Below are 23589 nucleotides of genomic sequence, written 5' to 3'. Positions count from 1 at the left end.
CGGGCACCTTCAATGCCTGTTGGTGTCGGCTGCCCGCGGTACGCGGTGGGCACTGATGGGCTGCGGCCGCTGTACCGACCCTCTGGAACATCCCGTCCCGGCTTTCAGGCAGAAAACCATGGCATCATCCCCCCGGACCGAACTGGAACAGGCGCTTGCCGCGTGCAAGGCCAGTTTCTTCTCGGTCGGCTTCTTCAGTTTCTTCGTCAACCTGCTCATGCTGGTCCCTTCCTTCTACATGCTGCAGGTCTACGACCGTGCCGTCGGCAGCGCCAGCGAATCGACGCTGCTGATGCTGACGCTGATCATGCTGCTGCTCATGGGCACCCTCGGCGCGCTGGAATGGGTGCGCTCACGGATCATGGTGCGCATCAGCACCCGTCTGGAAACCTTGCTCGGCAACCGCCTGTTCGACGCCAGCTTCCGCCAGGCCCTGGACAGCGGCGGGATGAGCGCCTCGGCCCAGCCGCTGAGCGACCTGAGCAGCCTGCGCCAGTTCCTCACCGGCAATGGCCTGTTCGCCTTCTTCGACACCCCGTGGATTCCGATCTACCTGGCGGTGATGTTCATGTTCCACCCCTGGTATGGCTGGATGGGCGTGCTCTGCGCGGTGATGCTGGGCCTGCTGGCCTGGCTCAACGAATACTTGACCAAGACGCCGCTGTTCAACGCCAACCGCGAGCACATGGCCGCCACCGCGTTCACCAACAAGAGCCTGCGCAATGCCGAGGTCGTGGCGTCGATGGGCATGCTTGGTGACCTGCGCCAGCGCTGGAGTGCACGCACCTACAAAGTGCTCGGCCTGCAGAGCGTGGCCAGCGACCGCGCCGGGGCGATCACCGCCGTGTCGCGCACCTTTCGCCAGATCGTGCAGTCGCTGGTACTGGGCCTGGGCGCCTATCTGACCCTGCAGCACGAAATTTCCTCCGGCCTGATGATCGCAGGCTCCATCCTGCTGGGCCGGGCACTGGCACCGATCGACCAGCTGATTGGCGTGTGGAAGGGCTTCGTTGGCGCCCGCGGGCAGTACGCACGGCTGCACGAACTGCTGGCGAAGATCGCCGCGGAACCTGCACGCATGTCGTTGCCGGCGCCCCAGGGCGCCATCAGCGTGGAAGGCCTGGCGGTGGCCGCACCCGGTAGCCGCAGCCCACTGATCCGCAACCTCAGTTTCAAGGTCCCCGCCGGCGAAACGGTGGGCATCATCGGCCCGAGCGGGGCTGGTAAATCGACCCTGGCCCGCGCCCTGCTGGGCATCTGGCCCGGCATGGCAGGCACGGTGCGCCTGGACGCGGCCGATATCAGCCAATGGCCGCGCGAAGAGCTGGGCCCGCACCTGGGCTACCTGCCCCAGGACATCGAGCTGTTCGAAGGCACCATCAGCGAGAACATTTCACGCTTTGGCCAGGTGGACGCTGCGGCGGTGGTCGCCGCCGCGCGCATGGCCGGGGTGCACGAGATGATCCTGGCCCTGCCCGAGGGCTACGACACGCTGATCGGCGCCAACGGTGGTGGCCTTTCCGGCGGCCAGCGCCAGCGTGTCGGCCTGGCCCGGGCGCTGTACCGCGAACCGCGGCTGGTGGTGCTCGACGAGCCGAACTCCAACCTCGACGAAAGCGGCGAGCTGCAGCTTGCCCAGGCCCTGCACAAGCTCAAGCAGAGCGGTGCCACGGTTTTCGTCATCACTCACCGCTCCGGCGTGCTGGCAGCGGTCGACCGCCTGCTGGTGCTCAACCAGGGTGAACTGGGCCTGTATGGCCCGCGCGACAAGGTGCTCGCCCACCTGCAGAACACGGCGAACGCACCAGCGCAGGCAAACGGTAATCAACCATGAACCTGAACACCCATACCCTGCCTGCAGCGCAGGCAAGCGACGCACCGCTGCCCATCGACGATCGCCCGACCCGACGCATCGGCTACCTGATCGTGCTGGCGACCTTCGGCCTGTTCGGTGGCTGGGCCGCCCTCGCGCCGCTGGACAGCGCCGCGCTGGCGCCCGGCGTGGTCACCGTGAAGAGCTATCGCAAGACCGTGCAGCACCTGGAAGGCGGCATCGTGCGTGAGCTGCGCGTGCGCGATGGCGATCAGGTCAAGGCCGGCGATGTCCTGCTGGTGCTGGACAACACCCAGGCCCGCGCCGAAGCGGAAATGATGCGCAGCCAGCTGATCGCTGCACTGGCACTGGAAGGCCGGCTGATTGCCGAGCGTGACGCCCTTCCCGCCCCCGTCGCCGGCCCGCTCCTCGAAAGCAACGACCCACGGGCACGCGAGGCACAGGAAAGCGAGGCGCGCATCTTCCTGGCCCGGCGTTCCGCTCTGCAAGGGGAAATCGCCCTGCAGGAAAAGACCATCCAGCAGATCCGCGTGCAGATCGGCGGCAACCGGGCGATACGTGCCGAGAAAGAGCGCCTGATCCCGGGCTACGACAGCGAGATCGCCAGCCTGGACGACCTGCTCAAGCAGGGCTATGTCGACAGCCAGCGCCTGCAGGAACGCCAGCGCGACCTGGGCAACATGAAGGCGCAACTGGCCGAACTGCGGGCCGACTCGGCGCGGGCCGAGCAACAGATTGCCGAGGCGCAACTGAAGATCCTGCAGTTGAACAAGGCATTTGCCAGCGAAGTGGTCGAGCAGTTGGGTGAAACCCGCACGCGCATCTACGACCTGCGTGAACGCCTGGCCGCCGTGCAGGACCGCGACAAGCGCACCGAGGTGCGGGCGCCGGAAGCAGGGATGGTGATGGGCCTGAGCGTGCACACCCTGGGCGGTGTGATCAGCCCCGGCACCCCGCTGATGGACATCGTGCCGGCCAACGAAGAACTGATCGTCGAAGCGCAGATCTCACCCGTGGACATCGATCGCATCGGGGTCGGCACACTGGCCAATATCCGCTTCAGCGCCTTCAAGAGCAGCACCACCCCGGTGATCGAGGGCCAGTTGGTTCAGGTGTCGGCCGACCGCCTGGTCAACAAGGATACCGGCACTGCCTACTACCTTGGGCGGGTCGCCCTCACCGACAACGGCCGCCAGGCCCTCGGCCAGCTGTCGCTGCTGCCGGGCATGCCGGCCGAAGTGTTGATCAACACCGGCGCGCGCACCCTGCTCCAGTATCTGCTGCAGCCGGCCAGCAACGCCTTCGCCCGCTCGCTGATCGAGGATTGAGATGAAGTACCTGATCCTCCTCTGCCTGAGCCTGCCGAGTGCGGCCCTGGCTGCAGACGCCACCGACCTGTGGCAATTGCAGCAGGAAGCCGCCAGCGCCGACCCACGGGTGCTACGCGCCAACGCGGTGGTGCGCAGCGGCGAAGGCCGCGAGCGCGAAGCCCTTGGCCAGATGCTGCCGCAGGTCAGTGCCAGCGGCAGCTTCAACCGCAGCCGACGCGACGATGACCTGAGCCGTACGGAATACAACGGCAGGCGGATGGCCATGGCCCTCAGCCAGGTGATCTACGACCCACAGGTATGGCGCAGCTACCAGAAATTCCAGCAGCTTGCCCGTCAGCGCAGTTTCGAGGCGCAGGATACCCGTATCCAGGCCACCATCGACCTGGCCGAGCGCTACTTCGCCGTGCTGGCTGCCGAGGATGAGCTGGCACTGGTCCGTGCCGAGCTCAAGGCCACCGAGGACAACAGCAAACAGCTGGACGCGCTGTATGCCCATCGCATGGCGACCCGCCAGGACACCCAGAGCATGCATGCCCGGGTCGACAACCTGCTTGCCGATCAGATCGAGGCGGTGAACCGGGTGGCCGTGGCCCGCGAAGCGATTTCCGAACTGGTGGGGCGTGACGTGCAGGAGCCGTTCAAGCGCATCGCCGAGAACCCGAGCTTCAGCTTGCCGCCACAATCGCGGGAGTACTGGGAGCAAAGTGCGCTGCGCGACAACCCGGGCATCCAGGCACGCGAGCGCAGCGTCGATGCCGCACAGGCCGCAGTCGCCGAGGCCAAGGCCGGGCATCTGCCGCGCCTGGGGCTGAACCTGACCGCGCTGCGCAGTGACATCGGCTATGAGGGCACGCTGACGCCCCGCTCAGACAACTACGTCGCGTCGCTCGACCTGCAGGTCCCCCTGTACAGCGGCGGCTCCACCAGCGCCCGGGTGGCCAGTGGCGAAGGCGATCGCGATGCGGCCGAGCAGGAGCTTGAAGCGTTGCGCCGGGAAGTCAGGCGCGAGACGGGCACTGCCTACCTCACCATGAATGCCGAACTGGAACGCATCAAGGCTTCACGCAACGCCGTGCAGTCAGCAGCGCTGGCGACCGAGTCGTCCAGAAAAGGGGTGACCTACGGCGTGAGTACCAGCACCGATGTGCTGTACAACATTCGCGAGGAGTACCGTGCCCGTCGCGACCACTTGCAGGCCCAGTATCGCTTCATCACCAGCCTGCTGACCCTGCACCGCTGGCGGGGCCAGTTGACCGACAGCGACATCCGCCGCGCCAACGACTGGCTGGTTGAGCCGTGAATCCCTGGCCGGCATGGGGCGAACAGCTGCCCCTGCCGGCCGCGCCCCGCCGACGAATTGCGCAAACGAAAAAGCCCGCCATGAAGGCGGGCTTTTCGTACTGCAATATGGTGGGTCGTGTAGGATTCGAACCTACGACCAATTGGTTAAAAGCCAACTGCTCTACCAACTGAGCTAACGACCCGTTGGATGGCGCGTATATTACTGATTTCTCAGGAGAAATCAACACCCCATCCGCATTTTTTTAAAAATAACGGGTCGGGTCCGCTACACCGGCTGCACGGAAGCCATCGGCACGCAGGCGGCAGCTGTCGCACTTGCCACAGGCGCGCCCAGCGTCATCGGCCTGATAGCAGGACACGGTCAGGCTGTAGTCGACACCGCGAGCGATACCGGCCTGGACAATCTGCGCCTTGCTCAGGTTCTGCAGCGGCGCCTGGATGCGGAAGCCCTGCCCTTCGACCCCGGCCTTGGTGGCCAGGTTGGCCATGCGCTCGAAGGCCTCGACGAACTCGGGGCGGCAGTCCGGGTAACCGGAATAGTCCACCGCATTGACACCAATGAAGATGTCGCGCGCCTCAAGCACTTCGGCCCAGCCGAGCGCCAGCGAGAGGAACACGGTGTTGCGCGCCGGCACGTAGGTTACCGGGATGCCTTCGCTTGGCGCTTCCGGCACGTCGATGCTGCTGTCGGTCAGGGCCGAGCCGCCGATGCCGTTCAGGTTCAGGCCAATCACCTTGTGCTCGACCACGCCCAGGTCACGGGCGACCCGCGCCGCGGCTTCGAGCTCGGCACGATGGCGCTGGCCATAGTCGAAGCTCATGGTGTAGCAGGCGTAGCCTTCAGCCTTGGCCATGGCTACCACGGTGGCCGAATCGAGGCCACCAGAGAGCAGGATTACCGCGCGTTTTTCAGTCATGTCTTTTCTCTCAGCGTCCAGGTTCGTCGTTCCACAGCAGCTTGTGCAACTGCAACTGGAAACGCACGGGCAGGTTGTCGGCGACGATCCAGTCAGCCAGGTCGGAGGCTTTCACCTGATGGTGGCTGGGCGAGAACAGCACTTCGCCAGCACGCTCGGCCAGGTTGTACTGGATCAGCTTGGAGACAGCCCAGTCGTAGTCTTCGCGCGAGCAGATAACGAACTTGACCTGATCGTTGCGGGTCAGCAGCTCGATGTTCTCGTAGCGGTTACGGTGCGACTCTTCGGAGCCTGGCGTCTTCAGATCGACCACGCGGCTGACCCGGGTATCGACGCCGCTGATATCGAGAGCGCCGCTGGTTTCCAGCGAAACCTCGTAACCGGCATCGCACAGGCTGCGCAGCAGCGGCAGCGCATTAGGCTGGGCCAAAGGCTCGCCGCCGGTAACACAGACATAGCGCGGCTTGAAGCCGGCTACCTGCTCGAGAATCGAATCGAGGCTACGCAGAGTGCCGCCGCTGAAGGCATAGGCACTGTCGCAGTATTGGCAGCGCAGGGGGCAACCGGTCAGGCGCACGAATACCGTGGGCAGCCCAGCCGTTCGCGTTTCACCCTGCAACGAGTAAAAGACTTCGGTGATGCGTAATGTATCTTGCATGATCGCCACGGGCGTGACAGCTAAACAGGCTGTCCGCCTCCGTCAGGCACTGTCGCGGACTCGACATGGCGTTATCCGCAGCAGCGTGTTTACGAAAAAAGGGCAATGATTCTAACGAAAAAACCCGCGACAGGCGCGGGTTTCTTCATGAAGCATTGACTCAGAGCTTTTGCAGGTCACGCTCGGCCAGTTTGGCGGCGGTGGTTTTAGGGTAGTCAGTGACCACCTTCTGCAAAATGCCCTTGACCTTGTCGGTGTGGCCCAGGCGGCGCTCGACGTCGGCCAGCTTGTAGAGCGAATCCGGCACCTTGTTGTGCTGCGGATACAGCTGGCTGACCTTGGCAAAGGCCTGGCTGGCACCCTGCAGGTCGCCTTTGGCGAGGTTCACTTCACCCAGCCAGTATTGCGCGTTACCGGCGTACTGGCTGTTGGGGTACTTGCGCAGGAAGGCGTTGAAGGCCTGGCTGGCCTTGTCGAAGTCCTTCTGCTTGATCAGGTCGAAAGCGGCGTCGTAATAGAGCTTTTCTTTCGCCGGATCACCCGGCTCGCTGCTGGCGGCCGGTGGCTGCGCGGCGCTGGCGCCGGCGGCGGCACCCGTGGCTGCGTTGTTCGCACCACCGGTGGAGGAATTATCGGGAGTCGCGGCAGGTGCCGTTCCGCTGCCAATGCGGCGGTCCAGTTCCTGATAGCGCTCAAGGTTTTCCTGCTTCATGCGCGACACATCGTTCTGCAGCTCTTCGATGATGCCTTGCTGGCGGGAAATCTGGTCCTGCATCTGCTGCAGCTGCATGAACAGCTGGCCGTTTGCAGAAGCAGGGGCCGAAGCCCCTGCTCCGGCATAGGCGCCGCTCGTGCCATAACCCGCGGGTGGCAAACCACCTGCGTTGTCATCTACTACGGGAACCGCAGCCCACGCCGAAAGGGGCAGGCTGAGTGCGAGGACGGTTACTACACGGCGGCACATACGCATAGGAACTTACTTACGCAGTTCTACGCGACGGTTCTGAGCCCAGGACTGCTCGTCGTTGCCGGTGGCAACTGGACGCTCTTCGCCGTAGGAGACCAGTTCCAGCTGAGCAGGGGAAACGCCCTGCAGAACCAGGTAGCGCTGAACGGCCTTGGCACGACGCTCACCCAGAGCCATGTTGTACTCGCGGGTGCCGCGCTCGTCGGTGTTGCCTTCCAGGACAACGCGGTTGCCGTTGGACTTCAGGTCCTTGGCGTGAACGTCCAGAGCGCGCATGGCTTCTGGCTTCAGGTCCGAGCTGTCGTATTCGAAGTAGAAGGTGGTGATTGCGCGCAGGGCGGCTTCTTCGCTCAGGGAGCCGTCAACAGCGCCAGTGTTGGCACCGTAGCCAGCGTTCGGATCAACAGCGCCTTCACCAGCGTTGTCGCCGCCTTTCGAGGAGCAACCTACAGCTACGGCCATGGCCAGAGCCAGCGCAGCGAATTTACCAAACTTCAGCATTTCCATCTTGAAACTCCTAATGAAACCCCAATGTGTTAAGCAAAACGTGTTACGCCGCAATCAGTTCAGGTAAGGGGACCAGGACGGTTCTCTGACTTCGCCTTGAGCGGTAGGAAGTGGGAGCCTCACGCGGCCGTTAAGCGACACGAGCATCAAGACTCCCCGGCCCTGCTGGCGGGTGGCGTAGATTAGCATGGTGCCGTTTGGCGCAACAGTGGGAGACTCATCAAGACTGGTCTCGGTGAGAATCTTTACACTTCCGCGTTGCAGATCCTGGGCAGCCACTTTGAAGTTGGTGAAACCTTGTTGGCGATGGATCATCACCAGGGTCTTTTCATCCGCCGACAGTTTCGGGTTGGCGTTGTAGTTGCCCACGAAAGTTACCCGCTCGGCACCACCGCCACTAACCGACTGTTTGTAGATCTGCGGCTTGCCGCCACGGTCGGAAGTGAAGTAAAGGGTGTTGCCATCCTTGCCCCAGAACGGCTCGGTATTGATACCGGGGCCGGCGGTGACACGGCTGATCTGACGCGAGGCGACGTTCATCACATAAATGTCCGGGTTACCGTCCTTCGACAACACGAACGCCAGGCGAGTACCGTCGGGCGACCAGGCTGGAGCGCCGTTCAGGCCTTCGAAGTTGGTGACCTGCTCACGGCGGCCGGTATCGATGTGCTGGACGAAGATGCGCGGACGCTTCTGCTCGAACGACACGTAGGCGATGCGCTTGCCATCCGGGGCGAAGCGCGGCGACAGGATCGGCTCGCGCGACTGCAGCAGGGTCACCGCGCGGGCGCCGTCGTAGTCCGAACGCTGCAGGGTGTAACGGGTGTTGTTGGTCGAGAAACGCTCGGCGGTCACGTACAGCATGCGAGTGGAGAACGCACCCTTGATGCCGGTGAGCTTCTCGAACGACTGGTCGGCGATGTAGTGGGACATGTCACGCAGCTGATCGACACCACCCGCGACGCTACCGGTCAGCACTTGCTGCTCGGTGGCGACGTTGAACAGCGCATAGCTGACCTGCAGGCGGCCACCGGCAGGCACGATGCTGCCGACCATGACGTACTGCGCGCCCAGTGCTTTCCAGTCACGGAAGATGACTTCGCTGGCCTGGGTAGGCTGGCTGATCATGTTCTGCTTCGGAATCGGCGAATAGTAGCCGGAGTTGCGCAGGTCATTGCCAATGATATCGGCCATGTCCTCGGGCAGCACGCTGCCGCCCTGCACGCCGAAGGGCACTACTGCAATTGGGGTTGCCCGGTCGCTGCCGCTGGTGACCAGGATGTTCTTTTCCTCCGCCATGGCCATGCCTGCCACGCAGCAGAGCAAGACCAGGAGTCCTCTCAGACGTTTAATCACAACGCTAGATCCTCAGGTGTAAATGTCATCTTGAATGAACGATACGGATTGAATTCGTTCGGCTTCAAGCCCTGCATCTCGGTCAACCGACCAATGTTCTTCACCGCGGCCACGGCCGAGCTGTCGAACGGGCCGTCGCCGCTGGATTTGGCCACGCTCACGTTGGTGAGGGTACCGTCCGGCAACATGTTGATCTGCAGAACTACCGTCATGCCCTTGCGCGCAGAGGGCGGACGCGCCCAGCCTTCGGCTGCTCGCATACGGATCAGGTCGTCGAAATCACCGGCTACCTGGTCACCCTGCTCATCGGCCAGCGCCTGCTGGCGCTCGGTGGTGTCGGACAGCAGCTCGGCAAGTGCCTGAGCCTTCTTGTCTTCCGCCGATTTGCGGGCCGCTTCCTGTGCTTTTTTCTTCTGGGCGTCTGCAGCGGCCTTTTTCTTGGCCTCTTCAGCTGCCTTTTTCTTCGCCTCCTCGGCCGCCGCTTTCTTCTTGGCGTCCTCGGCTGCTTTTTTCTTCGCGTCTTCGGCGGCTTTCTTCTTCGCCTCTTCCGCTGCCTGTTTCTTGGCCTCTTCTTCGGCCTGCTTCTTCGCCTCTTCTTCAGCCTTCTTCTTGGCGATGTCGGCCTGCTGTTTTTCAGCCGCCTTCTTCGCTTCTTCCGCCTTCTTGGCTTCTGCGGCTTTCTTCTGCTCGGTCGCCTTGGCGGCCTCTTCGGCTTTCTTGGCCTCGGCGGCTTCGCGGGCTTCCTCAGCTTTTTGAGCAGCGTCGGCTTTCTTTTGTTCCGCAGCCTTCACGGCTTCCTGCTCGACCTTCTTCTGCTCCAGCTGCTCGACCTCGGTCTGACGCGACGCGGTCTTCTTCGCTTCCCCGGCAATCTTCTGATTGGTCTGGGTGGTCGCCTGGCTCTTGGACTTGAGCTGGTAGAGCGTGGCCTGGACGATCGGCTTGGAAGGTGGCAGCTCAGGCGTCATGGCAAAACTGACGAACAGCATGCCGAACACCAGCACATGCAGGCCGATGGCCCAGACACTGGGCCAGAAGTAGCTTTCCGAGGCGGATGGCTCTCGCTGCTGCATCAGGGCGCCTCGGTAATCAGGCCAACGTTACCGACACCGGCCTTCTGCAACCCGCCCATGGCACCCATGACCGCGCCGTAGTCGACGGACTTGTCGCCACGAATGAAGACCTGGGTCTGCTTGCCCTGGTCGCGACCGGCGGCAATGATCTTGGTCACCGCGCTGGTCATTTCCGGCAAGGTCATGGCCTTGTCCATCTGCTTGTCGGTGTCGACTTCGCTGCCGAGGTTCCAGAAGTAAGTCTTGTCGGCCTTGATCGAGATGGTCAGGATCTGGACATTGTTGTCCTGCGGCAGGGCCTCGCTGGACACCTTGGGCAGGTCTACTTTCACGCCCTGGTTGAGCATGGGGGCGGTCACCATGAAGATGACCAGCAGCACCAGCATCACGTCGATGTAGGGCACCACGTTCATCTCGGCGACCGGCTTGCGTTTGTGGCGAACTCGGGCCATGGGTTTCTACCTGATCACTCTTCGCTGGTGTGTACTTTGCGGTGCAGGATCGCCTGGAACTCATCGGCGAAGGTGTAGTAACGACCAATCAGTACTTCACTGCGTGCGGCAAAGCGGTTGTAGGCGATGACCGCCGGGATCGCGGCGAACAGGCCGATCGCGGTGGCAATCAGGGCCTCGGCGATACCGGGGGCCACGGTGGCGAGGGTCGCCTGCTGGGCGCTGGCCAGGCCGCGGAACGAGTTCATGATGCCCCAGACGGTACCGAACAGGCCGATGTACGGGCTGGTGGAGCCGACGGTGGCCAGGAACGGCAAGCTCTGCTCGAGCTTCTCTTCTTCACGGGAGATGGCAACGCGCATCGCACGGCCAACGCCTTCCATCACGGCGTCCGGGTCGACACCCGGCTGCTGGCGCAGGCGCGAGAATTCCTTGAAGCCGGCACGGAATACCTGCTCGACGCCCGAGTCCGGGTCCGGGTTGCTGCCGGCCTGGCGGTACAGCTTGGACAGGTCGATACCCGACCAGAAGCGCTCCTCGAAGGCATCCAGGGCACGACGACCGGCACGCAGCATGGTGCTGCGCTGGAAGATCATGACCCAGGACATGACCGAAGCGGCCACCAGGGTGAGCATTACCAGCTGAACCACGACGCTGGCATTGGCGACCAGGCTCCACATGGAGGTATGGTCGACGACGTTTGCTTCCACGCTTATTCTCCTGCGTTGGATTGAGTACCCGTACCGTCCGCCAGGAACGCATCGCGCAGTTCTGGGGGAATGGCCCGGGGCTTGAAAGTGTCGGCACGCACGGCGGCCACAAGGAACTGCCCCTCACAGAGCAGCACTTCATCCTTTATTCGCCATACCTGCTGCACGAAGCGCAGGCTGGCGCGATTCAATTCAAGCACTTGCGCGGTTACCCGCAATTCGTCGTCCAGCCGCGCCGGCGCGTGGTAGCGCGCTTCGCTGGAGTGCACGACGAACAGAAGATTGTCACCCGCCAGTTGCGCCTGGGAAAAGCCCAGGTGACGCAGGCGCTCGGTACGCGCTCGCTCCATGAACTTGAGGTAATTGACGTAATACACCACCCCACCCGCGTCGGTATCCTCGTAGTAGACGCGACAGCGGTGTGCGAACGGTTCCAGCCCATTTTGCGCGCGCATACTCTAGTGCTTACTCCTGAACTTGCCAATCCGCCCAGGCAACTGTTTTTGCCGGGTTAATGTCGTATTGCCAGCGTTTGGTGGGCATGCCTGCGGTAGGACCACGAAATCGCCGGTTCGATCTGTCATTCGTCGTCCTGCGCGGAATATTCCCCGCCTTCACAGAAACGCCCGGGAATGTTCAGGCCGAAATGCAGGTAGGCGTGGCGAGTCACCACGCGGCCTCGCGGAGTGCGCATGATATAGCCTTGCTGGATGAGGTACGGCTCCAGCACGTCTTCGATGGTATGGCGCTCTTCGCTGATCGCCGCGGCCAGGTTGTCCACGCCCACCGGGCCACCGTCGAACTTCTCGATCATGGTCAGCAGCAGGCGTCGGTCGGAATGGTCGAAACCACGCTCGTCGACGTCCAGCAGGTTGAGCGCCATGTCCGCCACGGCCTTGGTGATTTCACCCTTGCCGCGCACCTCGGCGTAGTCACGCACGCGGCGCAACAGGCGGTTGGCAATACGCGGGGTACCGCGCGCACGGCGGGCGATCTCGAACGCACCGGTATCCTCGATCGACAACCCGAGAATGCCGGCCGAACGGCTGACGATGGTCGCCAGGTCCCGATCGCTGTAGAACTCCAGGCGCTGGACGATACCGAAACGGTCACGCAGGGGGTTGGTCAGCATGCCAGCGCGGGTGGTGGCGCCGACCAGGGTGAAGGGTGGCAGATCGAGCTTGATCGAGCGCGCAGCCGGCCCCTCTCCGATCATGATGTCCAACTGGAAGTCTTCCATTGCTGGATACAGCACTTCCTCGACCACCGGCGACAAGCGGTGAATTTCGTCGATGAACAGCACATCGTGCGGTTCCAGATTGGTGAGCATCGCCGCCAGGTCGCCCGGGCGCTCAAGGATCGGCCCCGAGGTGCTCTTCACCGAAACGCCCATTTCGTGGGCGATGATATTGGCCAGCGTGGTCTTGCCCAGGCCTGGCGGGCCGAAGATCAGGGTATGGTCGAGGGACTCGTTGCGACCGCGCGCAGCCTGGATGAACAGCGCCATCTGCTCGCGCACCACCGGCTGGCCGATGTATTCCTCCAGGCGCAGCGGACGGATTGCGCGGTCCTGGACCTCTTCACGGTCACGTCCGGAGGCGGCAATCAGGCGGTCGGTCTCGATCACTTGGTAATCATCCCTTTGAGGCTGCGACGGATCAGTTCTTCACTGCTGAGGTTGGCCTTGCCTTCGATGGCGGAAATGGCCTTGCTGGCCTCCTGCGGCTTGTAGCCCAGCGACACCAGCGCACTGACCGCGTCCGCCTCGGAGGTGTTGACGCTGGCCACAGGTAGCGGGCCATCGGACACCAGGGCGAACATCGCCGGCGAGGTTTCCCAGGCCTTGAAGCGGTCCTTGAGCTCGACCAGCAGGCGCTCGGCGGTCTTCTTGCCGACGCCCGGCACGCGCACCAGCACGGCGGCGTCCTGTGCCTGCACACAGCGCACCAGATCGTCGACTTCAAGCCCGGACATCAACGCCAGCGCCAGCTTCGGGCCAACGCCATTGAGCCGGATCAGCTCACGGAACAGTTCACGCTCGCGCTTTTCAGCGAAGCCATACAGCAGGTGGGCATCTTCACGCACCACCTGGTGGGTATGCAGGGTCACGACCTCCCCCACCTTTGGCAGGCGATAAAGGGTGGTCATCGGCACTTCGAGCTCGTAGCCCAGGCCATTGACGTCGACAATCAGGTGCGGCGGCTGTTTTTCCGCCAGGGTGCCGCGCAAACGTCCAATCACGTTCCGATCCTTTCTCTGGGGCGCCGGTCAGAAACCGCACAACCCTATCAGCAAATGCTTAGGGCGAACGGGTCACCCGGACAAAATATGTATCAGCGCATGAAGCGGTTACAGACGCAAGCGCCCGCCGCGCCGCCGCGCCGTGGTCAAACCATGGGGAATCAGGCTGGACCGGGTATGGGCATGGCACAGGGCGATGGCCAGCGCATCGGAGGCGTCGACTTGCGGCTTTTGGGTGAGCTTGAGCAGGTGCATGACCATCAACATCACCTGGTCCTTGTTGGCCCCACCGGTGCCCGCTACCGCCTGTTTGACCTGGCTGGCGGTATATTCGGCGATCTCCAGGCCCGCTTCTGCGGCGGCAACGATCGCGGCACCGCGCGCCTGCCCCAGCTTGAGTGCCGAATCGGCATTGCGCGCCATGAACACCCGCTCGATACCCATGGTCACCGGGCCGTGCTGGCGAATGATCTCGCTGACGCCGCGAAAGACGACGAGCAGCCGATCGTGCAGCTCGCCATCACCGGTGCGAATACAGCCCGAGGCGACGTACTCGCAGCCGCGCGCAGTCTGCCGGACCACACCGAAGCCGGTGATGCGCGAACCGGGGTCGATACCAAGAATCAGAGTCATAACGCCTACAGATATTTACGAATTTGCCGGCCCTAGCGCGGGACAAGCCCGCTCCCACAGCGCGCATGCAAAAGCCGCGTGGGAGCGGGCTTGCCCCGCGATAGCGCCTGTCGCCGAAACTATCAGCCCAGTGCTTCCATGATCTCGTCGGAGATCTGTGCATTGGAGTAGACGTTCTGCACGTCGTCCAGGTCCTCGAGCATGTCGATCAGCTTCAGCACCTTCTCGGCGCCCTCCTGATCAAGCTCGGCACTGGTGGTCGGCTGCATCACGATCTCGGCATCCGACGCCTTGAAGCCCGCCTCTTCCAGCGCATTACGTACCGCGTAGAAGCTGTTGAACGAGGTGAACACATCGAAGGAGCCGTCGTCGTTGACCACCACGTCGTCGGCATCGGCCTCCATCGCGGCTTCCATCAGCGCATCTTCGTCAACGGCCAGTTCTGCGGCGAAGCTGATCTGCCCCTTGCGCTCGAACAGGTAGGCCACCGAACCGTCGGTGCCCAGGTTGCCACCGCACTTGGTGAAGGCATGGCGCACGGCCGCGGCGGTCCGGTTGCGGTTGTCGGTCATGGCTTCGACCATGATCGCCACGCCACCCGGGCCGTAACCTTCATAGCTGAGCTCTTCGACGTTGTCGCTTTCATTGGTGCCGGCACCCCGGGCCACGGCGCGATCGATGATATCGCGGCTCATGTTGGCACCCAGGGCCTTGTCCAGCGCCAGGCGCAGACGCGGGTTGGAAGCCGGATCACCACCGCCTTGCTTGGCGGCGACGGTCAGCTCGCGGATCCACTTGGTGAAGATCTTGCCTCTCTTGGCATCCTGGCGCTCTTTGCGGTGCTTGATGTTCGCCCACTTGGAATGACCAGCCATAACGACTCCAAATCCTTGAAACAGAAACAGGTTCCGCCCCGAAGGGCGGAACGCGTGGAATACGTGGGCGCAGCGCTACCGATGCGCCCGAGGTCGTACTTACTCGACCTTGGTCTGCTCGCGCAGACGGATGTGCAGCTCGCGCAGGGCCTTGGCGTCGACCAGGCCAGGGGCCTGGGTCATCACGCACGCGGCGCTCTGGGTTTTCGGGAAGGCGATCACTTCACGGATCGACTGGGCGCCGGTCATCAGCATGACCAGACGGTCCAGACCGAAGGCCAGGCCACCGTGAGGCGGCGCACCGAATTTCAGGGCGTCGAGCAGGAAGCCGAACTTCTCTTCCTGTTCCGCCGCCTCGATACCCAGCAGACGGAAGACCGCCTGTTGCATTTCTTTGCGGTGGATACGGATCGAGCCGCCACCCAGTTCGGTGCCGTTGAGCACCATGTCGTAAGCACGGGACAGTGCGGTGGCCGGGTTGGCCTCCAGCTCTTCCGGCGAGCATTTCGGTGCGGTGAACGGGTGGTGCAGTGCGGTGAAGCTGCCGTCTTCGTTCTCTTCGAACATCGGGAAGTCGACGACCCACATTGGGGCCCACTCGCAGGTCAGCAGTTCGAAATCGTGGCCCAGGCGGATACGCAGTGCGCCCAGGGCTTCGCTGACGACTTTGAACTTGTCGGCGCCGAAGAACACGATGTCGCCGTCGACCGCACCCACGCGATCGAGGATGTTGTTGAGGTTGGCCTCGGGGATGTTCTTGACGATCGGCGACTGCAGGCCTTCGACACCCTTGGCGCGCTCGTTGACCTTGATGTAAGCCAGGCCCTTGGCACCGTAGATGCCGACGAACTTGGTGTACTCGTCGATCTTGCTGCGCGGCATGCTCGCGCCGCCTGGCACGCGCAGGGCGGTGACGCGGCATTTAGGGTCGTTTGCCGGGCCGGCGAACACCTTGAAGTCCACGTCCTTCAGCTGGTCGGCAACGTCAACCAGTTCCAGCGGGTTGCGCAGGTCGGGCTTGTCGGAACCGTAGCGACGCATGGCCTCTTCGAAGGTCATGTGCGGGAATTCACCGAACTCCAGATCCAGCACTTCCTTGAACAGCTTGCGGATCATGCTTTCGGTGAGGCCCATGATCTCGGATTCGTCGAGGAAGCTGGTCTCGATGTCGATCTGGGTGAATTCCGGCTGGCGGTCGGCACGCAGGTCTTCGTCACGGAAGCACTTGGCGATCTGGTAGTAGCGGTCGAAGCCCGCAACCATCAGCAGCTGTTTGAACAGCTGCGGCGACTGCGGCAGGGCGAAGAAGCTGCCAGCGTGGGTGCGGCTCGGCACCAGGTAGTCGCGGGCGCCTTCCGGGGTGGCGCGGGTCAGGATCGGCGTCTCGACGTCAAGGAAGCCATTTTCGTCGAGGAAGCGGCGGATGCTGGTGGTGATGCGCGAACGCAGGCGCAGCTTCTCGGCCATCTCCGGGCGACGCAGGTCGATGAAGCGGTAACGCAGACGGGTTTCCTCGCCAACGTCGGAGTATTCGTTCAGCGGGAACGGCGGCGTTTCGGCTTCGTTGAGCACGGTCAGCTGGTAGCCGAGGATTTCGATGGCGCCGGAGGCCATGTTGGCGTTTACCGCGCCGTCCGGACGCTTGCGCACCTTGCCGGTGATCTGCACCACGTATTCGCTGCGCACGCGGTCGGCGGCGGCGAAGGTTTCGGCGCGATCCGGGTCGAATACGACCTGGGCCATGCCTTCGCGGTCACGGATATCGAGGAAGATCACCCCGCCGTGGTCGCGACGACGATGGACCCAGCCGCAAAGGGTGACTTCCTGGCCGTCCAGGCTCTCGTTCAGTTGGCCGCAATAATGGCTGCGCATCATGGTCGTGGTTTCGCTTCTCGTGATTCGTGTATTCGGTGGAGGTCTTCGCCGCCCAAGGGGCTAATACTGCAAGACCCGGTCGGTGCAATTCAACTCAGTCGGCCTTGTCGCCGCCTGCCAGATTCTTTTTTGCCCCGGTCTTGAAATCGGTCTCGTACCAGCCGTTGCCACTCAGGCGAAAGCCGGGGACCGACAGCAGCTTCTTCAATGCCGGGGCCTGACACGCCGGGCAATCGGTCAGCGGCGCGGCACTGATCTTCTGCAACACCTCCATGCGGTGTTCGCAGGATGCACATTGATAGTCGTAAAGGGGCATGGTGTCTCTCGTCAACCACATTGCAGGCTGCCCACGGCAGCAAAGAGCGGGATTATATATGGTTAACCGGAGCAGTGCAGCCCGCCCGGCGATCAGTGTGAATCCGGCGCATCCTGCAGCCATGCCACGCAGATCACCCGGATCAGGCCACTGAAGTTCCTCACCCCGCCATGGCGCAGGTGCACCTCACGATCCACATAGGACAGCACAGCGCTCACCGAACACCGATTGGCCTGGGCAATCCGCTCAAGGATCCGCCAGTAGACCGCCTCCAGGCGCAGGCAGGTTGCAAAACCATTGAGCCGCACCGAACGCGACACCGGCCCAGCCTGCTGCATGTCGAAATCCACCTTGAACGGGTCAATGCGCGGCCGACCACCCCCCTGCCCTTGCCTGCTCCCAGCATTTACCCCTTGCGTAACACCGTACATCGCTTCGCTCCATCGTCACGAATCATCCCCGTCCGTCGCTCCGGACGGGGCCCATGACATCAATGAAGCGCCGACACGCATGCGGATAGCAGCGGCAAAGCCTTCCCTCGAAACCAACAGGGCACCGCACACTCACTGGCGCGGCCCTCCGCCTTCAATGCTTGCGCAAGGGTCAAGCAGCAATTACTTCCCGTCGAGCAAAACCCGCAGCATCCAGGCTGTTTTCTCATGCACCTGCATGCGCTGGGTGAGCAAGTCAGCGGTTGGTTCGTCGCTGACCTTGTCCACCACCGGGAAGATGCTGCGCGCGGTGCGCACCACTGCCTCCTGACCCTGCACCAGTTGCCGGATCATTTCATCAGCAACGGGTACACCCTCTTCCTCCTTGATCGACGAATGGCGCGCATAAAAGGCATAGGAACCCGGCGCGGGAAAACCCAGCGCACGGATGCGTTCGGCAATGGAATCCACCGCCAGTGCCAACTCGTTGTACTGCTCCTCGAACATCAGGTGCAGGGTGCGAAACGACGGCCCGGTGACGTTCCAGTGGAAATTGTGGGTTTTCAGGTACAGCACATAGGTATCCGACAGCAATCGGGACAACCCTTCGACAATGGACTTGCGATCTTCTTCACTGATACCGATATCGATTGCCATGACGTTCCCCTCTCCTTATAGACCTGGTTGATCAGGCGGGCGCCAGTCACTGCGAAACGTGCCTGCGCGACAACCCTACAAACCCTAGCAAGAGATTCCTCGCCACGCCGGCCGCGACCGCCAGCCGGCGCACGCGGTTTGAGATGCCTGCGCCTTTGCTGTTAAATAGGCAGCGTGCCACCCGTGCGGATTGTTATTGCCGGGTGCATAGGCTGGCCTGTCACGTTTTTGCGCTTACACCTCACGCGCACCGTGCAGCCAGCTCATCCTGTGATCGGCCTTATCAATGCGAGCCAAATCAAATGTTCAAGATCGTCCATCTGGTGACGGGCGTGGCTGCCTTGCTGCTATCGCTCATACCCAGCCTCAGAACCGACGCCACACCCCTGCTGCAACAACCCGAGGCCGTATACCTGGCCTTGCTCGGGCTGCTCAACCTGATCCTGGCCCCGGCCCTGCCGCTGTATTACAACGGCATGCGTCAGCAATTGCAGCGCGCGACCAGCATCCTGCTGGTACTGGCCGTAGCCCTGCAGACGCTCACGTTGCTGGCACGCCCGGAACTGGGCAGCCTGCCCGCACTGGCCTGCGCCATCCTCGCCAGCGCCCTGCACCTGGCGGCAGGTTTTGCCCGCACGCCACGCAAAGCCCGCAGCCAGGGCGTAGCGCAAGACGCGGGCCTGCGCGATACCGGTACGGTGAAGTGGTTCAATACCTCAAAGGGCTTCGGCTTCATCTCCCGCGATACCGGTGACGATATCTTCGTGCACTTTCGCGCCATCCGTGGCGAAGGCCACCGTGTCCTGGTCGAAGGCCAGCGCGTGGAGTTCTCGGTGATGCACCGTGACAAGGGCCTGCAGGCCGAAGACGTGGTCGCGGTCTCGCGCCGCTGACCACAGACTCCGCCGTCCTCAATAATGAGGCGGCGGAGCCTCCTCTCCCTCGCTGCCGTACTGGCCGACCATCTCTTCGTAACGCTTGATCAACTCGGCCACCTGCAATTGCAGGCGCTCGATCACCCGCCCCTGTTCGACCACCACGTCATTCAGCGCCTGGATGGTGTCATCCTGGAACGCCTGCCGGGTTTGGAGCTCGACGATCTGCATTTCCAGCGACATGCCTCAGGCCTCCTTGAAGCTTTCACCGAGCAGCGCACGCACGCGCTGGCGAATGCCTTCCACCTGTTCCGGCGCATAGTCGATGGCCGGCACCTTGCCCCACACCGGCGCAGGCCAGGCGGCATCGCCGTGGCGACGGACGATGACATGCATGTGCAACTGGCTGACAACGTTACCGAGCGTGGCAACGTTCATCTTGTCGGCAGCAAAGGCATCCTTCAACGCTTCGGCCAAGGCATTGGTTTCCTGCCAGAGCTGCTGCTGATCAACCTCTTCGAGGTCGAAAAGCTCGCTGATGTCGGCACGACGCGGCACCAGGATGAACCAGGGGTAGTTGGCATCCTTGCTCAACAGCAAGCGGCATAGCGGCAGGTCGCCCAGCACCAGGGAATCCTGCTGCAGGCGCGAATCGAGAGTGAACACGGCGTACCTCCTGAAAAACAATGACGCCCCACAGGGCGAAAACAGGGGCGAAGGATACCCTGCTTCCACTTTTGCCACATCAGTGAGGACATACGCCCAACCGGTACGCGCCCCCGTTTGAGCCGATGACGGTAACACCACGCTACTTTTCGCACCAAAATGATGCCAATCGTCACCGCGGCACCACACTTTCTTCACACAAAACACGCAGGATCAACAGTGTCGGGTAACACCTTGACTTTGAAGGCAACTGTTGACGACAAGCAAGACATTGATCCGTGGCACACCATAAGACAGGCGCCGCCCCGTGTTTACGGTGATTTCCACCATACCGCTTCGGCAACTGTGAAAATTTCATCAAACGTTCGTGATTTTGAGCACGCTTGTTGCATTCGTTTGACGCCAAGTCGGCACGACACCTGCATCGTCGGGTGGACGCGACAAATAACAACAGCGGCATCGGATCCACCAGGGAGTTTTCAGGCCACAACTTTGTGATTACGCACTCTTGATGGCTTGACAACAGCGCTGGCGTTGTACGCCCAACTAAACAGGGCGTGATTTGCGACATGGAAATAACTGTACGCGACACGGCCATAAAGTTATCGAAAGGTTGTTTTTGCCCGTATCGCCAAGAATAGTCAGCGTGATATACATTTTCGCCGACATAAAAAGAAAGAGCTGCCCCTATAACTAAAAAACCTGGGCGCAGCGGTACTCTTCCTAAAAACCAAAGGAGCAAATCACGATGCGCGTGATGAAGTGGAGCATGATCGCCCTGGCAGTAGCAGCAGGGACCTCGCAGTTTGCTGTCGCCTCTTCGCAGGATGAGTCCAAGGGCTTCCTCGAGGACAGCAAGCTCAACGTCAAGACTCGGATGCTGTATTTCAGCCGTGACTTCCGCAACAACGACCGCGCCGCCGACGGCAGCCGTCAGAGCCGCGTTGAAGAAACCGGCCTGGGCTTCCTGGGTACCTACGAGTCCGGCTTCACCCAAGGCACCGTCGGTGTCGGCGTCGACGCCATCGGCATGCTGGGCCTGAAACTGGACAGCGGCAAAGGCCGCGCCGGCACCGGCCTGTTCCCGACCGGCACCGACGGCCGCTCGCAGGATGACTACTCGAAAGGCGGCGGCGCGGTCAAATTCCGCGTATCCGACACCGTGCTGAAGGTCGGCGACCAGTTCACCGCACTGCCGGTCTTCGCCACCGACGACAGCCGCTTGCTGCCAGAGATCGCCCAGGGCGGCCTGATCACCAGCAACGAGATCAAAGGCCTGACCCTGCACGCCGGTCGCTTCACCAGCCTGACCGCGCAAGCCGAGACCAACCGTGACAGCCTGCACCTCAAGGAAGCTGACGTAATCGGCGGTACCTACGCCCTTACCGATACCCTGAGCACCAGCCTGTACTACTCCAACGTTGAAGACTACTGGCGCAAGTACTACGCCAACATCAACTGGGCGCTGCCGATCTCCGACAAGCAAGGCCTGGTGTTCGACTTCAACATCTATGACACCAAGAGCGACGGCGCTGCCCTGGTCAAGGCCTTCGACGGCGACAAACTGGACAACCGTGCATTCAGCCTGTCCGGCGCCTACAACATCGGCGCCCACACCTTCACCCTGGCCTACCAGAAGGTCACCGGTGACGGCGACTACGCCTACGGCGTGGACGGCGGCGGCACCATCTTCCTGGCCAACTCCATTGCCCGTTCCGACTTCAACGCCGAAGACGAAAAATCCTGGCAGGCTCGCTACGACCTGAACTTCGCCGAGTACGGCATTCCAGGCCTGTCGTTCATGACCCGTTATGTCCGCGGTACCGGCGCCAACGTCACTGGCACCAACAACGGCAAGGAATGGGAACGCGACGTAGACATCAAGTACGTGCTGCAGGAAGGCCCGGCTAAAGACCTGAGCTTCCGCGTCCGTCAAGCCACCTACCGCTCCAGCGATGGCGTGTACTACGGTTCGAGCTCGATCGACGAACTGCGCCTGATCGTCGAGTACCCGCTGAGCATCCTGTAAGCCTGTGCTTGCAACGCTTCGCGAATGAAAAGCCCGGCCTAGGCCGGGCTTTTTCATGGCTGACACAACCGCACGACTGCTGCATTCTGTACGCTTTCGTCTCGCCCCCGTACAATGCGGGGTCATTTCACATTCAGGCAATCGACACGGCTCACCATGCGCACCAGTCAATATTTGCTCGCCACCCAAAAAGAAACCCCGGCAGATGCCGTGGTCATCAGCCACCAGCTCATGCTGCGTGCCGGCATGATCCGCAAGCTGGCCTCCGGCCTCTACACCTGGCTGCCGATGGGCCTGCGGGTGATGCGCAAGGTCGAGGCCGTGGTCCGCGAGGAAATGAACGCCGCCGGTGCCCTCGAAGTGCTGATGCCAAGCATCCAGCCCGCCGAGCTGTGGCAGGAATCCGGCCGCTGGGAACAGTACGGCCCAGAGCTGCTGCGCCTGAAGGACCGCCACAACCGCGACTTCTGCGTCGGCCCGACCCACGAGGAGGTGATCACCGACCTCGCGCGCAACGAGCTGTCGAGCTACAAGCAGCTGCCGCTGAACATGTACCAGATCCAGACCAAGTTCCGTGACGAGATCCGTCCGCGCTTCGGCCTGATGCGTGGCCGCGAGTTCATCATGAAGGACGCCTACTCCTTCCATGCCGACCAGGCTTCCCTGCAGGAAACCTACGACCGCATGCACCTGGCCTACAGCAACATCTTTACCCGCCTGGGCCTGGACTTCCGTCCGGTGCAGGCCGACACCGGCTCCATCGGTGGCAGCTACTCCCACGAATTCCACGTGCTCGCCTCTTCCGGTGAAGACGACGTGATCTTCAGCGACAGCTCCGACTACGCCGCCAACATCGAGAAGGCCGAGGCCATCCCACGCGAAACCGTGCGCCCGGCCCCAACCGAAGAACTGCGCCTGGTCGACACCCCAGACGCCAAGACCATTGCGCAACTGGTGGAAAACTTCGGCCTGGCGATCGAGAAGACCGTCAAGACCCTGATCGTGCATGGTGCCGAAGAGGGCAAGCTGATCGCCCTGATCGTCCGTGGCGACCACGAACTCAACGAAATCAAGGCCACCAAGCTGGAACAGGTTGCCGAGCCGCTGGTCATGGCCAGCGAAGCCGAACTGCGCGACGCCATTGGTGCCGGCGCTGGCTCCCTCGGCCCGCTGAACCTGCCGCTGGAATGCATCATCGACCGTTCGGTCGCCCTGATGAGCGACTTCGGCATCGGTGCCAACATCGACGACAAGCACTACTTCGGCGTGAACTGGGAGCGTGACCTGCCGGTTCCACAAGTCGCCGACCTGCGCAACGTCGTCGAAGGCGACCCAAGCCCGGACGGCCAAGGCACCCTGGTCATCAAGCGCGGCATCGAAGTCGGCCACATCTTCCAGCTCGGCACCAAGTACAGCGAGGCACTCAAGTGCCAGGTACTGGGTGAAAACGGCAAGCCGGTGGTGCTGTCGATGGGTTGCTACGGCATCGGCGTATCCCGCGTGGTCGCCGCTGCCATCGAGCAGAGCTACGACGACAAGGGCATCATCTGGAACGACGCCCTGGCACCCTTCCAGATCGCCCTGGTACCGCTGCGCTACGAAACCGACGTGGTACGCGAAGCCACCGACAAGCTGTACGCCGAACTGACCGCCGCCGGTTTCGAAGTACTGCTGGACGACCGCGACAAGAAGACCAGCCCCGGCATCAAGTTCGCCGACATGGAGCTGATCGGTATCCCGCACCGCATCGTCGTCAGCGATCGCGGCCTGGCTGAAGGCAACCTGGAATACAAGCACCGCACCGAGCAAGACGCCCAGGCGTTGCCGCTCAATGAAGTGCTGAGCTTCCTGCAGGCCCGTATCCGCCGCTGATAAACCGTTGCG

25 protein-coding genes and 1 tRNA gene are annotated in these 23589 nt (G+C 62.4%); 6 read left to right on the top strand and 20 right to left on the bottom strand.

The annotated features are described in order from the left end of the window. The first annotated feature begins 118 nt into the window (after positions 1 to 118). From ACO6VM_RS04800 to ACO6VM_RS04790, 3 genes are read left to right on the top strand one after another with little or no spacing between them, the layout of a single operon-like run. Positions 119 to 1834 carry a type I secretion system permease/ATPase gene (locus tag ACO6VM_RS04800; RefSeq protein ID WP_401056641.1) on the top strand — a complete coding sequence of 572 codons (1716 nt, stop codon included), beginning with the start codon at positions 119 to 121 and terminating at the stop codon, positions 1832 to 1834. Then, positions 1831 to 3162, top strand: a complete 1332-nt coding sequence (locus ACO6VM_RS04795; RefSeq protein ID WP_401056642.1) for an HlyD family type I secretion periplasmic adaptor subunit — start codon at positions 1831 to 1833, stop codon at positions 3160 to 3162. Before ACO6VM_RS04800 ends, ACO6VM_RS04795 begins: the two co-directional genes overlap by 4 nt. A gap of 1 nt (position 3163) precedes the next feature. After that, a complete protein-coding gene (locus tag ACO6VM_RS04790; RefSeq protein ID WP_401056644.1) occupies positions 3164 to 4465 on the top strand; it encodes a TolC family protein in 1302 nt (433 codons plus the stop codon). 108 nt (positions 4466 to 4573) lie between these two features. Here ACO6VM_RS04790 and ACO6VM_RS04785 read toward each other — a convergent pair. From ACO6VM_RS04785 to ACO6VM_RS04700, 18 genes are all read right to left on the bottom strand, one after another. After that, a tRNA-Lys gene (locus ACO6VM_RS04785) sits at positions 4574 to 4649 on the bottom strand. A 60-nt stretch (positions 4650 to 4709) separates the two neighbouring features. Next, entirely contained in the window at positions 4710 to 5384 is a 675-nt protein-coding gene (gene queC / locus ACO6VM_RS04780) for a 7-cyano-7-deazaguanine synthase QueC (protein WP_401056646.1), read from the bottom strand. A gap of 10 nt (positions 5385 to 5394) precedes the next feature. After that, positions 5395 to 6042 carry a 7-carboxy-7-deazaguanine synthase QueE gene (gene queE, locus ACO6VM_RS04775; RefSeq protein WP_401056648.1) on the bottom strand — a complete coding sequence of 216 codons (648 nt, stop codon included), beginning with the start codon at positions 6040 to 6042 and terminating at the stop codon, positions 5395 to 5397. A gap of 160 nt (positions 6043 to 6202) precedes the next feature. After that, positions 6203 to 7012: a tol-pal system protein YbgF gene (gene ybgF / locus ACO6VM_RS04770; RefSeq protein ID WP_125859816.1), complete on the bottom strand. Its 810-nt coding sequence runs from the start codon at positions 7010 to 7012 to the stop codon at positions 6203 to 6205. A 6-nt stretch (positions 7013 to 7018) separates the two neighbouring features. Then, complete coding sequence (gene pal, locus ACO6VM_RS04765; RefSeq protein WP_008090230.1) at positions 7019 to 7516, bottom strand: peptidoglycan-associated lipoprotein Pal; 498 nt, start codon at positions 7514 to 7516, stop codon at positions 7019 to 7021. Positions 7517 to 7570: 54 nt separating this feature from the next. Beyond that, a complete protein-coding gene (gene tolB, locus ACO6VM_RS04760) occupies positions 7571 to 8821 on the bottom strand; it encodes a Tol-Pal system beta propeller repeat protein TolB (protein ID WP_218575553.1) in 1251 nt (416 codons plus the stop codon). 47 nt (positions 8822 to 8868) lie between these two features. Then, positions 8869 to 9945, bottom strand: coding sequence for a cell envelope integrity protein TolA (gene tolA, locus ACO6VM_RS04755; RefSeq protein ID WP_125465141.1), 1077 nt, complete (start codon positions 9943 to 9945; stop codon positions 8869 to 8871). Beyond that, a complete protein-coding gene (tolR, locus tag ACO6VM_RS04750; RefSeq protein ID WP_110992339.1) occupies positions 9945 to 10397 on the bottom strand; it encodes a protein TolR in 453 nt (150 codons plus the stop codon). Before tolR ends, tolA begins: the two co-directional genes overlap by 1 nt. Before the next feature lie 14 nt (positions 10398 to 10411). Beyond that, positions 10412 to 11107, bottom strand: coding sequence for a protein TolQ (gene tolQ / locus ACO6VM_RS04745; RefSeq protein WP_125465142.1), 696 nt, complete (start codon positions 11105 to 11107; stop codon positions 10412 to 10414). A gap of 2 nt (positions 11108 to 11109) precedes the next feature. After that, the gene (gene ybgC, locus ACO6VM_RS04740; RefSeq protein ID WP_110992341.1) at positions 11110 to 11562 is read right to left on the bottom strand and encodes a tol-pal system-associated acyl-CoA thioesterase; all 453 of its coding nucleotides are present in this window, start codon (positions 11560 to 11562) and stop codon (positions 11110 to 11112) included. A 125-nt stretch (positions 11563 to 11687) separates the two neighbouring features. Beyond that, entirely contained in the window at positions 11688 to 12734 is a 1047-nt protein-coding gene (ruvB, locus tag ACO6VM_RS04735) for a Holliday junction branch migration DNA helicase RuvB (RefSeq protein WP_110992342.1), read from the bottom strand. Beyond that, positions 12731 to 13348: a Holliday junction branch migration protein RuvA gene (gene ruvA, locus ACO6VM_RS04730; protein WP_422402828.1), complete on the bottom strand. Its 618-nt coding sequence runs from the start codon at positions 13346 to 13348 to the stop codon at positions 12731 to 12733. The genes ruvB and ruvA overlap by 4 nt, the downstream gene beginning before the upstream one ends. Before the next feature lie 108 nt (positions 13349 to 13456). Next, the gene (ruvC, locus tag ACO6VM_RS04725; RefSeq protein WP_110992344.1) at positions 13457 to 13981 is read right to left on the bottom strand and encodes a crossover junction endodeoxyribonuclease RuvC; all 525 of its coding nucleotides are present in this window, start codon (positions 13979 to 13981) and stop codon (positions 13457 to 13459) included. Positions 13982 to 14103: 122 nt separating this feature from the next. Beyond that, on the bottom strand, positions 14104 to 14856 hold the full coding sequence (locus ACO6VM_RS04720; protein WP_125465145.1) for a YebC/PmpR family DNA-binding transcriptional regulator: 753 nt from the start codon (positions 14854 to 14856) through the stop codon (positions 14104 to 14106). A 99-nt stretch (positions 14857 to 14955) separates the two neighbouring features. After that, positions 14956 to 16731 carry an aspartate--tRNA ligase gene (gene aspS, locus ACO6VM_RS04715; RefSeq protein ID WP_401056654.1) on the bottom strand — a complete coding sequence of 592 codons (1776 nt, stop codon included), beginning with the start codon at positions 16729 to 16731 and terminating at the stop codon, positions 14956 to 14958. Between the two features lie 94 nt (positions 16732 to 16825). Continuing rightward, positions 16826 to 17047, bottom strand: a complete 222-nt coding sequence (locus ACO6VM_RS04710) for an FmdB family zinc ribbon protein (protein WP_003254776.1) — start codon at positions 17045 to 17047, stop codon at positions 16826 to 16828. A gap of 92 nt (positions 17048 to 17139) precedes the next feature. Further along, entirely contained in the window at positions 17140 to 17478 is a 339-nt protein-coding gene (locus ACO6VM_RS04705; protein ID WP_401056655.1) for a ribbon-helix-helix domain-containing protein, read from the bottom strand. A 183-nt stretch (positions 17479 to 17661) separates the two neighbouring features. Further along, the gene (locus ACO6VM_RS04700) at positions 17662 to 18135 is read right to left on the bottom strand and encodes a Dps family protein (RefSeq protein WP_016392255.1); all 474 of its coding nucleotides are present in this window, start codon (positions 18133 to 18135) and stop codon (positions 17662 to 17664) included. Between the two features lie 302 nt (positions 18136 to 18437). On the opposite strand from ACO6VM_RS04700, the gene ACO6VM_RS04695 reads away from it, so the two are divergent. Then, positions 18438 to 19028, top strand: a complete 591-nt coding sequence (locus ACO6VM_RS04695) for a cold-shock protein (RefSeq protein WP_110992347.1) — start codon at positions 18438 to 18440, stop codon at positions 19026 to 19028. 18 nt (positions 19029 to 19046) lie between these two features. Here ACO6VM_RS04695 and ACO6VM_RS04690 read toward each other — a convergent pair whose 3' ends face one another. Beyond that, positions 19047 to 19253: a SlyX family protein gene (locus ACO6VM_RS04690; protein ID WP_258642829.1), complete on the bottom strand. Its 207-nt coding sequence runs from the start codon at positions 19251 to 19253 to the stop codon at positions 19047 to 19049. Between the two features lie 3 nt (positions 19254 to 19256). Beyond that, positions 19257 to 19676 carry an HIT family protein gene (locus tag ACO6VM_RS04685; RefSeq protein WP_125859824.1) on the bottom strand — a complete coding sequence of 140 codons (420 nt, stop codon included), beginning with the start codon at positions 19674 to 19676 and terminating at the stop codon, positions 19257 to 19259. A gap of 748 nt (positions 19677 to 20424) precedes the next feature. Between ACO6VM_RS04685 and ACO6VM_RS04680 the strand changes: the two genes are divergently transcribed. Continuing rightward, complete coding sequence (locus tag ACO6VM_RS04680) at positions 20425 to 21705, top strand: OprD family porin (protein WP_401056658.1); 1281 nt, start codon at positions 20425 to 20427, stop codon at positions 21703 to 21705. 156 nt (positions 21706 to 21861) lie between these two features. Continuing rightward, complete coding sequence (locus tag ACO6VM_RS04675) at positions 21862 to 23577, top strand: proline--tRNA ligase (RefSeq protein WP_232880555.1); 1716 nt, start codon at positions 21862 to 21864, stop codon at positions 23575 to 23577. The last annotated feature ends 12 nt before the right edge of the window (positions 23578 to 23589 follow it).

This window comes from Pseudomonas sp. GZD-209 (assembly GCF_049310485.1).
Taxonomy (GTDB): Bacteria; Pseudomonadota; Gammaproteobacteria; order Pseudomonadales; family Pseudomonadaceae; genus Aquipseudomonas; species Aquipseudomonas sichuanensis.
The sequence above is the reverse complement of the archived record's forward strand: the minus strand, read 5'-3'. Positions and strand labels throughout refer to the sequence as shown.